9 protein-coding genes are annotated in these 11,536 nt (G+C 52.6%); all 9 read right to left on the reverse strand.

Features of this window, described 5'->3' with window-relative positions:
- Positions 1-27: 27 nt before the first annotated feature.
- Positions 28-795: a WecB/TagA/CpsF family glycosyltransferase gene (locus tag AB1598_06565; protein ID MEW6144668.1), complete on the reverse strand. Its 768-nt coding sequence runs from the start codon at positions 793-795 to the stop codon at positions 28-30.
- Between the two features lie 57 nt (positions 796-852).
- Positions 853-2,049 (reverse strand): glycosyltransferase family 4 protein, encoded by a 1,197-nt coding sequence (locus AB1598_06570; protein MEW6144669.1) that lies wholly within the window; start codon positions 2,047-2,049, stop codon positions 853-855.
- Positions 2,046-2,870: a class I SAM-dependent methyltransferase gene (locus tag AB1598_06575; GenBank protein ID MEW6144670.1), complete on the reverse strand. Its 825-nt coding sequence runs from the start codon at positions 2,868-2,870 to the stop codon at positions 2,046-2,048. The genes AB1598_06570 and AB1598_06575 overlap by 4 nt, the downstream gene beginning before the upstream one ends.
- A gap of 77 nt (positions 2,871-2,947) precedes the next feature.
- Positions 2,948-4,438: an O-antigen ligase family protein gene (locus tag AB1598_06580; protein ID MEW6144671.1), complete on the reverse strand. Its 1,491-nt coding sequence runs from the start codon at positions 4,436-4,438 to the stop codon at positions 2,948-2,950.
- Positions 4,439-5,671, reverse strand: coding sequence for a glycosyltransferase family 4 protein (locus tag AB1598_06585; GenBank protein MEW6144672.1), 1,233 nt, complete (start codon positions 5,669-5,671; stop codon positions 4,439-4,441). It lies immediately after the preceding gene.
- 10 nt (positions 5,672-5,681) lie between these two features.
- Positions 5,682-8,225 (reverse strand): hypothetical protein, encoded by a 2,544-nt coding sequence (locus AB1598_06590; GenBank protein ID MEW6144673.1) that lies wholly within the window; start codon positions 8,223-8,225, stop codon positions 5,682-5,684.
- A 109-nt stretch (positions 8,226-8,334) separates the two neighbouring features.
- A complete protein-coding gene (locus tag AB1598_06595) occupies positions 8,335-8,532 on the reverse strand; it encodes a hypothetical protein (GenBank protein ID MEW6144674.1) in 198 nt (65 codons plus the stop codon).
- A gap of 102 nt (positions 8,533-8,634) precedes the next feature.
- Positions 8,635-9,957, reverse strand: a complete 1,323-nt coding sequence (locus tag AB1598_06600) for a flippase (GenBank protein MEW6144675.1) — start codon at positions 9,955-9,957, stop codon at positions 8,635-8,637.
- A gap of 98 nt (positions 9,958-10,055) precedes the next feature.
- On the reverse strand, positions 10,056-11,369 hold the full coding sequence (locus AB1598_06605; GenBank protein ID MEW6144676.1) for a sugar transferase: 1,314 nt from the start codon (positions 11,367-11,369) through the stop codon (positions 10,056-10,058).
- Between the last annotated feature and the right edge of the window lie 167 nt (positions 11,370-11,536).

Raw genomic sequence — 11,536 nt, forward strand, 5'->3', positions numbered from 1 at the left:
GGTCAATCCGATTGACGCCGTGCAATTTTAAAATTTTAATATCCTCGTCTTCTCAAGCATTACCAGTCCTATAAAGAGCGGCCCGTAAAGGAGATACCTGCGCCATAACCTGCGAGGCTCGCTCAACAGGCGCCAGAGCCATTCGAACCCGTTTTCCCTGAACAATAAAGGAGCTTGAGGCTTTGCGCCGGCCAGAAAATCAAAGGCAGCTCCCACTCCGACCATGACCGGGACCCGCAGCACTTCCGCATGCTCATACATCCAGATCTCCTGCCTCGGAGCCCCCAACCCCACCCATAACACGTCGGGTCCGATGTCGTTAATCATATCCACAATATCCCCCTCTTCCTTCTCCGTCAGAGAACGAAATGGGGGAGAATAAGAGCCCACAAACCTGAGCCCGGGATATTTACGGGAGAGCCTTTCGGAAATCTTCTCGGGAATGCCCTGCATCCCGCCATAGAGGAAGTGCCGGTATCTGGGACCCGTTTCGCGCAAGAAGCCTTCCATCAGCTCTGGCCCGTAAACACGCCTCTTTAAAGGATATCCGCTCAGTCTTCCGAGCCACACGAGCGGCATCCCGTCGGGCACAACTATGTCAGCTGAGTTGAGAACCTTTTTATACTCGGGGTTGAGCCACGACTCGGTAACTACGTGCGTATTCGTTACAGCTATGTAATGCCCGTGGTCTTTCTCTTCGATCCATCCGGTCATCATGCGCACCACATCGTCTATCTGAACCGCAGCGACCTCTACGCCCAGTATTCCGTATCTATCAGGCTTCGTGCTATTCATACAAGGTTTTCCTTATGGCATTTATTTTTCGGACGCGAGATCTCTTACATTACAGGCTCAGTGAGTTTTCGATCCCGATCCGTTCTTTTCTATCGCTCTCTCGTAGATGTCAACAAGAATCCGGTAGTTCCTGTCCGAAGTGTAATTGGCTTCGTATTCCATCCGGGCGGCTCTCCCCATCCGCGTCATCGCCTCGGGGTTATTCCATGCCCAGCGCACTTTGGCCGACAAATCCTCCGGACTGCCCGGAATAAAATGGAGTCCCGTATATCCGTCCCTGATATTTTCAGACATGACACCCGCCCCCGACGCAATGACCGGCACGCCGCAAGCGAATGCCTCAACCGCCACCATGCCGAACGTCTCGTAATATCCCTCGGACGGCCATACGAGGAACCGCGCATTTTTAATCAAATCGATCAATGTTTCCTTTTCCATTCGCTCCAGTATCTCGATCGAGCTGAGATGGTTTGAAGAAATATAGTCGGCGACCTCGCCCGCAAGACGCCCTCCCCCCCTGATTTTAAGGGGGATATCGCTGTTGTGACGCCATGCCCGCAGCAATGTATGGATTCCCTTCTCGTTATCGAGCCGGCCGATGAAGAGCGCATAATCGCCCATTCCATGCGCGCGGCAGCCGGGATCGGGATCGACGAAATGCGGTTTGAGCGCAATCTTATGAGGCGGGAGTCCGCCCTTTATGAACATTCTTTTATAAAACTCGGTGAAGACGATATACGTATCAACGGCGCGATCCCAGGTCCCGAGCAGACGGTGAAGAGTAAGCATCGACGCCACTACAGCCGTCTGAGAGACCGACTCCCTATAGCAGCCATGCAAGACGCCGGGCCACGGCGGGGTCTTGCCGATGCAGTCCTCGCACACCTTCCCGTTCCTGTATAGATTGGCCGCCGGACACAGGAGCCTCGGATTGTGAAGGGACTGAACGACCGGCACATCCGCCTCTTTGCAAGCGTAGTAGGCAGACGGCGAGATGAGCACGAACGTATTGTGGAAGTGCGCGATATCGGGCTTGAATTTTTCTATCAGGCCGAGAATTTTTCTTTCGGAGCTCCGCGACCAGAGCGTATTGACGGCGAGCGCGAGGGGGGTCATGGAGCGTGCCATCTCATTGTTCTCGGTGTACTCCGCGACCTCATGACCGTGTTTTCGCAGCAGCTCCGTCTCCGCCGCAAAGACCGTGTCTTCCCCCCCCGGCTGCTGATAGAAATTGTGCGCAACGAGTACTCTCATGATTTCCTTATAAGGTAACGAAGCTCGCCGTCGATAAGGACCGATTGCAGTATATACCCGAGAACGTTCTGGACCATGCTCTTGTTGTACTGTATATACCACTTCAGTCTCTTCCGGTTCTTATAACCCGAGCGGTCGAGAATATTCTCAAGAGAATTTCCGGTGAAGAGCACGAAGTGCCCGGCCCTGAGCGCTTCCCGCCATCTCTCTCCCTGGATCCTGGCCCTGAGCGAGTCGGCGTTCGGCGTGGATATATAAACGAAACCGCCCTCATTCAGCAAGAGGTTGAATCTTCCGATCTCAAGCCACGGAGACCCGAGGTGCTCTACGACATCCATGGTTACGATACCGTCGAATGTAAGCCCCGCAGGGATGTCATCGAGCGTTCTGAATGCCTTGAACCCCATATTTAAAAGTCTCTGATAACCAAAAGGCTCGACCCCGTACACATCCGCGCCCAATTCCGAAAGCGCGATCAGAGCGTCTCCCCTTCCGGCCCCGAAATCGAGTATTTTAAGTCCGCGGAAATCGGTCACTCCGAGCGACTCGGCTATCTTCCTCGCGTATATGCGCGCGAGATTAATGGACGTCCCTCCCGTCTCGCTCCTGTTTTTATAGGGCGCTGTCCAGCTGTTGACGTACAGCTCGATGACGCTCTCCGTTTCCGGCAGCGGGTGCCGGAATATCAGCCTGCAGGAGGGACACCTCCAGAAGCTGAGGCTCCTCCAGTAAAGAATTGTCTTGCCGCTGCAATACCTGCACTCTATGTTTTCAACCGGCACATAAGTCTCGACTGCATTCGACATTCGGAATTTTTCCATCTTCTCAGTCCTCCTCGGAATCGTAATAGTTTGATTGTTTTATACGGAACACCATCGTTCCGGCCCTCCTTGCTTTCTCATACCGTCGGTAACGTCCTCGCCGCGAATACCGCTTCCCTGCGCCTTGAGCGCTTGTGAAGCCTGTATAAAAATTCCCCGTACCCCATTACGAGGAAAAAGGTTAAAGGCGGGTGCCAGAAGATTTCGGTCGTGAACATGGAACGCACCGATATGAGCGCGAGAACGCCTATGCTCTCAACAGCCAAACAGTGTGTAAGGGACGCGGTCGGACTCGAAAAAGCCGAAGATAACAGATTGACCCACGTCCTTATAAATGCCGCCGCTACGAAAACCAGCCCGAGGAGCCCGACTCCGATCATGATCTCGAGCCAGGTATTGAGGACCGATGACCACTCGCTCGCGCTAAAGTTCTTGCCCAGCTCGGTCAGCACCGCAAACCTGCCGCCCGCATACGCGCCGAACCCCAGGAGCGGGCTCCGCTTGAAGAGCTCCCATCCCAAAACCCATCCTTCCGTCCTCCCCGACAGGGAAGAAAACTGCACCTCGTTTTGCCCACGCAGAAAAAATTCCCAGAAAATATCCGTAAAGCTCGTAAGTGTCGTCACGGAGAAAATCAGTATGGCAGTGAGGGCGATCGGACCGATTCTCCCTGCGGCAAATAACATGAGAGGGACAGCGATAAGAAAACCTGTAATCGGCGACCTGCTCTGAGCAAATACCAGTGTAATCATCGCAGCCATAAACAGAACGACGTAAAACGCCTTATCCCTCATGAAGATCAAGCGGTTGAGCGCAACGATGCCAAGTATTGCGCCCAGCTCTCCCACATGGTTCGTTTCCATAGCCGGTATGGCTCCAGCGAGCTGGACGCCCAGCAACCCTACGTCACGACGGAGCCCGATGTCAGGCAATAATAAAGCCCCTACCCACGCGCTTGCAGTGAGCAAGGCCACTAAAACCCACGTCCAGTCGAAGAGTGACTTTATATCGCTCACCGACCGTACCGAAGCCAGGATAGCGGCGATGAGCGCTAAATCTATCAGATACTCAAGCGACTTGTAGAGAGTCCACGCGGGGTAGAGCGACCATAGAGACGAAACGATCGCGACTGCCGCGTACCCGGTCAGGAGACCTAACGAGCCCCCGAGGAGCGAGGAAAGCCAGTCCGTCTTCTTCATCGCGAGTCTGATGACCAGCACGGCCCCGATAACCGTCATAAGCCCCATCCTGTAGAGGGCCCAGGAGTCTATCGGGTTCTGCTGTATGGTCTCGGTGTCCCTTATACGGAAAACGAGTCCGCTCAGAAACATGAGCAGCCATAGCATATGCCACCAGCGGAGCTGAGAGATCAAGATCCGGAATCTGAAGCTCGAAATATATAACGCCCGCAGGACGAGCAGAGCCGCAGGCAGCCCCAGAGCGAACAAGATCAGAATATGCTCATCGCATCTCTCCGAAGTCACGAGAATTCCTATGCCGATGAGGGAGGCGACGACTATTACGACAATCAAAGGCGTTGCGTTCCCCTGCTTTGCTGCAGATCTCATCTATGCCACAATCTCCTGATAGATCTCGTTTATCAATTCCCCTTTCTTGTCCCAATCGAATGATTCCGACACTCGCTTACGCGCCGCTTCGCCCATTTTCCGGCCGAGCTCCGAATCTTCCGCAAGCCGAATCATCGCGTCTCTTAAATCTTTAACGGTCTGCTTGGACGATTCTGCACGCAGCTTGAAGCCGGTCTCCTTCGTAACCTGCATTCCGGGACCGCCGAGATCCAGACACAATACGGGTTTGCCCAGCGCCATAGCTTCGAGACATACCCATCCGCCCGAGTCATGGAGGCTCGGATGCACGAGCGTATCGGACTCGGCAAGCCTCTTTAGAGTCTCTCCCCGCGGGAGCTCCCCGAAGAACCTCACCTTATCCGCTATGGAGAGGCCCCGGGCGATAGTTTCGAGATTCCCCCTCTCCGGACCATCGCCGATGAACCAGTACTCACTCGAAGGATGTTCCCTCACGAACCCGGAAAAAGCCTTGAGTCCCATATGGAAACCCTTCCAGTGGAGGAGTCTTCCTATGCTTATCACTACGAACCGGTCCGATCTCCCTCTCCCTGACTCTTCGAGATCCTCGAGGTCTCTCACGCCTATCCCCGATTCAGGGAATACCCGAACCCTTTTGGCCCCGAGCGTGAACACCCGATTGCCGGTCTCCCCGACCTTGGCCAGAACGAGCACTGCCCTCCTGATACTCATGAGCACGAACGGGTCATTCTCCCCCATCCGTCTCGCCGCATTCCTAATCCACTCGTGAACCTTGCCTCTCAGCGTGAAACACTTGTGATATGCGACGGGCGCGGACTCGGCGCCTCCCACGGGGCCGTGTATGAAGGGCATGGGCAGAAGTGACAGGAAGCTCGGCATCCAGTAAACGCCGAGAGTCAGGTGATGGGCGACGTCGAACCTTATCTCATTATGCAGCCGCCTTGCCAGAAAATAGACCGCAATCTGCCAGAGATAATAATACAGATGAACACCCCTCTGCCCTCTCTTCCAGAACCTCACCCAACCCGGATAATCGAAATATATCCAGTGTACGTTTGAAGGAGCACCTACGTTATCCCGCTCGATGGATTCCCGGTTGTTAGCCCTCGTTATCACCCAAACGTCGTGGAAACGCGCTATCTGTTTCACCCAGTTCCACCCCACACCGGGCTCGGAACCCTTGCCGGACTCGCACGCGTACGCTGACAGAAGCACTTTCAGTCTTTTCTGCATCTTAATTTCCTTATCGATCACCGCTTAAGAGGATAACCATCTTGGAGAGCTGACCCAGCTCTTTGAAACCTGCGCGTCCTTCAGAAGCCGCAAAAGAAAGCCTATCGATGACGTATAATAGAAAAAGAGCTTTCCGGACATTCTTGCCGACGCCGATTTTCTCCCAATATTCTTTAGTCAGATCGTTGTACGAATCCTTTAATACCGCGTCCGCCAGCTCGGCGGGATTTCTTTTATTCAGAAAAAAATTCGTTTGGAAGATAAAATGGAAGAGGTCCCACCCCGGGGGTCTGTCATCACGGGAATTCTCCCAATCATATAGAAAAAGTTTTCCGCCGGCCAAGTACGCATTCCAGGGGGCGAAATCTCCATGGGAAATATGGAACGGGAGTAGGACACCGCCGAGCGCCTCTTCCGCACGCGGAATGCCGTTTCTCTCGAGCACAGCGCGGTAATAACCGTTCTCCACATCCTTTACCCTTTTTAAAATATCCCTCCAGTAGCCGCTCTCCCGAAGCCGCGCACAGGACACGTTCATGTCAGTTAACCCGCATACTGCCGCCACGTACTGCGGCGTCAATGTCCCGGGCGCAGGCTTTAGCTTGCCCTCCGGAGGGGACTCGATTACCAGATAGCGGCCATGCCACCACCCAGTGAATAACACAGTCGGCGTACGGAAAGAGCCGTCAGACACTGCCGACAGCTTTCTGATAGCACGTGCTTCGTTCATCACCAGAGAATTTGTAAGCTCGCTCCATCCGATCTTGACATAACCCAGAACATCACCTTCACAGCTACTTATCTGGATGACCGGCTTCCTGCAGATCCCGGGCGTGCCGAATGAAAGAGAGAGATGAAGGTTATTCTGCTGAATTACTTCTTTCAGATGGTCGGATAATAATATGTCGCTTCTGTCTTCTGTTTGGACGCCATTGTCCACAACAAGTTTTACCGTTTTCAATAATAATCTACTTGCGCCGGAAGTGAGGCCGTTTGCAAGGAGAGCTTTCACCGCTCTGGCTTTGCCGTTTTGAGCATTATAGAGATCGAGACCGTTTACGGCCGTCTCAGGCTGTGACGGTAATAAATATCCGCGGCCGTTCCCGACCGGAAGACATTTGAATTCATAGAGCGTTTCCCACTTAGATAAGCCGTCTCCATAGACCTCACCGTCCATTGAGAAACGCGCTTTTTCGGAGTCAGTAGAGAGAACTGAAGTAAGCCAGTCAAGAGTCCTCTGCATTTCACCGCCGCCGAACCAGACGTCCCTTCGTGACTTGTACCGGTCATGGAGGTAATCCATTATTATCTCTCCCGCTTCGACCGTGACTTCCTCGGGCGGCCTGTGAGCGTCAAGCATGTATGCGTTGGGCGTCCTTAGGGCCATGTCTCTGTAACGCCCGCGCTGACGACGGAGTTCTTCCCCCTCGATCTCCTCCTTTCGTTTAAGGAGCTCGCCCTCCTTCGCATCAAGCACAAAAAGAAGGTCGGCGGGGGGGATGAAAGTGTGCGCAAGCGCCGCAAGCCGGGAGGGACCGCCGTATCTGTAGCGGAGAGGGTCGACCAGCAGGTCGTCGTAATACCTGTCGAATAGCACGAGGGTCGATCTTACGAACCTCGGATAGAGCTTATAGAAATACCCGAGGGTGTAATCTGCGGTGTAATATCCGAGCTTCAGAAATGACATGAATAAATTCCGCGGCGGCTTTCCGTGGGGATCGGTCACCGGCTTGCCGCGAGACTTACCTCCTATCAGACCGGGACGGAGATGAAATTTTGCGGTGCGGCGGAATGCGCCGGAGAATCGCTTCTCGATATTGTCGATCAAGGTGCTCTTACCCGCCCCGTCAGGACCGAGCACAGCTACCGACATGCCTGTCGGGAAACGCCACCTCACGAGAATCCGTTTTGCCTCGTCAAGCCAGTATTTGACGGGGTTGAGGGGATCCTTCTTCAAAACCTCCCAAACCAACGCCCTTCTGAGTCCGGGCGTGTCGTATTCAACCGCCTTCCAGTCATTCTTGGAGATCCGGGTAACCACATAGGGACCGGATTTCTTCCCGAAGAGACGCGTTGAGATGAGCATCGCTTTGTCTTGCCCGATCTTATCGATCAGATGCATGAGTCTTTCCTGCTGGTGTACGGGCGTAGAGCCCTTGAGTGTTTTTTTTACGAGCAGATACGCCAGCTCCGTCTCGGGCGAGGCCACCCGGAAGCCGTTCCACCTCGCCCTGTCCTTGCTCAGCTCGTCTGCCCGGAAATAAATTATCCCGTTCCTCCTGTAATCCGTCGCCGCATCAACCTGAAGGAAATCGATCCCCTTCCCGTCCCTCAACGCCATTATGAAATAAAAACACGAAGACTCATGCTGTATCATCTGCACGAGTCTCCCGCCACGATAATTAAGCAGGGACTCTTCGAGCGTCCCAAGATGGCGGGGGTTGAGAGCTATATCAAGATCGGACCGGAGACGATGTGGCAGTGAGTCCCATCCGTGGAGGACAGCATATTCCATGGCGTCTAAAATTTTCTCTACCTCGCTATAGATATTCATCTTATTTAGGGATCAGAAAATATTCGTGAAGTAATATAAGCGCGGGAGACACGAAGCCACTCTTCCATAGCATGCTTCCCGCACGTCGTGGAAAAGCGAGGGAGGGGACCTAATATATCGCCTTGAGCTCGAGGTTTCTTATCACAACCCCCAGCATCGCCTTCTCACACTGCATGCATATCCAGAGACCCGACATCGTCTTATTCCTGACGTCGTCAAGGTATTGGTCTCTCACCTCGAAGATCAAAAACCCTCCGCACCTCTCGCACTTGTCGTTTGTCCTGATAGTTACCGGATTCACTCTCATGTTCCAGCCTCACTTTTGTTTAATTCATGATAAACGTTCGAATTTGAAAGCACGGTCCCTAACCTCCTCGATACTTCCAACATGTGTATGATGAAACCGATCTCAGCCCGATTTCACGGTACTTTGCGGGGCACTCCCTGATACTTTATGGTGAAAGGGCGTCAGCCCCCAGTGCCGGAGGCAGGAAAAGGTAAGGGCCAGTATAAAGACCTGACTCATGACAAAGACAAACGCCATGCCGGCCTCTTTAAACCGGGGAACTATCAAAATTGCAAGCAAGAGGTGTATTGACGCGGTCAATATTCGGATGACGGCATATAACCTGTCCTTGCCGAACGGGAGCATGATCTGTATGCCCAGAACATCGGAAAGAGCCATCAGAATAGGCAGGACGGCCATAATCTGAAGCACCGCTATCGACGGATCAAACCCTTTCCCCAGGACAATCTTCACTATGAGCGGCGCACCGAAGAAGAGCGCGAAAGACGTAATGATCCCGAGACCGCCGACTGCGTAGACAAGCCTCTTCCCCCAGAGAAGCACCGTCTCCCTTGACGAAGACGCGAGCTGACTGAACCTGGGATAGACCGCCTGAGCAAGGGGCCTGAACATACCCATCAGCGAAAGGGTTATCTTTTCGGCGGCGCTGTAATATCCCACCGCCGAGTAATTCGTCAGCAGCCCAAGAATGAAACTGTTGCCGCCTATATAGAGACTCTGCGCTATGTTCGATACAAACAAAGTCAGACCTCCCGACAAAACGCTCAATACTTCGCCTGCGCCCGGCATCCGGATACGGATCCGAAGTCTTCTGACGGCGAACAACACTCCGGCCAGTCCAGCGAATACCCACTGGAAGGATAGTAGTCCCGCATATACCAAATAATCATCCGGGTTCCTGACGAAAATAAACACACCCGCTGTCGCTACGGAACGCATAATCAGATTTATCGCGGATATTGCTTTCATCCTCTCGAGTCCCAGAAAAAGCCAGGACGGAAAAAGCATATTACCTACGACGAGACCGTACAAAATCAGCAGCAGTGGCGCGATCTGATTCATCTTACGCACGGCTGCTATCATCGCCAGCAATACAAGAAATCCCGCGAGACTAAGGAGGAATTTTGCAAGCCACACGCTTGATGAAAGACGACTTACCGCTCGGTTGTCGTCGCGTTTGATCGAAATCTCTCTCGTTGCCGTGAGGTCGAACCCGTAATTGATGAAGAAAACAAAAAAATTAATAAGACTCTGCCCGAAAGATACGAGTCCGAACTTCTCAGCTCCCAATACACGAACCAGATAAGGGACCGTGATCAGGGGAAGTACGTAGAATGAAATTTGCAGCACGTATAGAGAAATAATATTCGCGCATATAGTACTTTTAAGCCCTCTCCGGATCGTATTTGATATAACTCTTCGCACTGGTTTCAGGTCTTCCCGGAACAATTTTAAATGCCGATTCTGCTCCGTTTTTGAAAGTGAGGAATTAGGGCCCGGACGTCATGGTCCGGACTCAGGCTCTAACTACCGGAGCCTTTCAGAACCACAGGAATGGTCTTCAGTATTATCTTCACATCGAGCCATATATTCCAGTTCTCGATATAGTACAGGTCAAGCTCCATATTACGATCGAAAGAAGGGTCGCTCCTCGCCTCCACCGCCCATAGACTCGTAATACCCGGCTTCACATCCAGCCTGCGGTAATCCTCGAGCTCGTACAACTCGAAATCGTCCAAGGGGTGCGGTCTGGGGCCGACAAGACTCATATCTCCTTTCAAGAGGTTGAAAACCTGAGGCAGCTCATCGATACTGTATTTCCTTAAAAACCGGCCTACCCTCGTTATACGCGGGTCGTCCTTTATCTTGAAGAAAGGCCCGCTGCGTTCATTCAGCTCCCTGAGCTTGCCTTTAAGCTCGTCAGCATTCGTCAGCATCGTGCGAAACTTCAGGCAGTCAAAGAATTTCCCTTTCTTGCCTACACGTCTGGAGCGGTATATGACAGGGCCGTCCGGGGAATCGAGCTTTATTGCAATAGCAGCCACCGTCAGTATCGGGAATGCAATGAGGAGCATCGCAATCCCGAATACGATATCTATTGTCCTTTTGATGAAGAGGCCGAGCTCCGGTATTGGCTTTCTGTAAACCTCCACCACAGGCAGATCGCCCAGGAATCCGAGTGAGAGAGGACGGTTCTGAGGAACGATCCCGTCCAGGAGATCGGGGATAACCTTTACGTCTGCTCTATAGTTGAGCGCCTCCGCTGTAACCTGCTTGACCAGCTCCCTCTCCGAAGGAATTGTGACTATCACCTCGTCTATAAACTCACTCTGGAGAATCCGAGGGAGGTCCCCCGTCCTCCCCAGTACCCCTTTACCCTTTTTATAGTCGTCCACGAAACCGTTAACCTGGAAACCCCAGAGATAATTGTCTTCCAGGGTCCGAGCGAGCTTCCGGCCCACCCTCCCGGCGCCGACGATGAGGACCCTCCTGAGCCCGTTTCCCTGCTTTATACGCTTTTCAATGACTTTGTATTTCGTATACCTCCATCCTGCAACTGCGATTATGTTGAGACCCCAGCTCGATAACACAACAAAGCGGGATATCTGCTGCTTCGACAAATACATAACCACCATGATCATTAACGTCGCTATCGATACACCCTTAAAAACCAAGATCGCTTCGTCGAGCCATGTCCTCCCTAAACGAGTATGATAAAGCTCGTAGTTTTTAAAGAGGAGGACTATAAGCGCAATGTACAGAACTAGGAATCCCGTGTAATGGGGGAAATATTTATAACCGGTTATCGAAGTCAAGCCTCCTTTCAGGAGTCCCATGTCGTACAGTTCCGAGCCAAAACGTATGGTAAAAACGAGCGACGTGCTAATCAATATGCAAATTACATCGATGAAGAGACAGGCGGTCTCAGCCCACCTCCACTTTTCCTCAGCAGGACCGTAAAAGACCAACTTCGAATATTGCTCATTCGCTTTCAAGTTCAGCA

The sequence above is a fragment of the Thermodesulfobacteriota bacterium genome (genome assembly GCA_040754335.1).
Classification (GTDB): Bacteria; Desulfobacterota_D; UBA1144; order Nemesobacterales; family UBA2774; genus 2-12-FULL-53-21.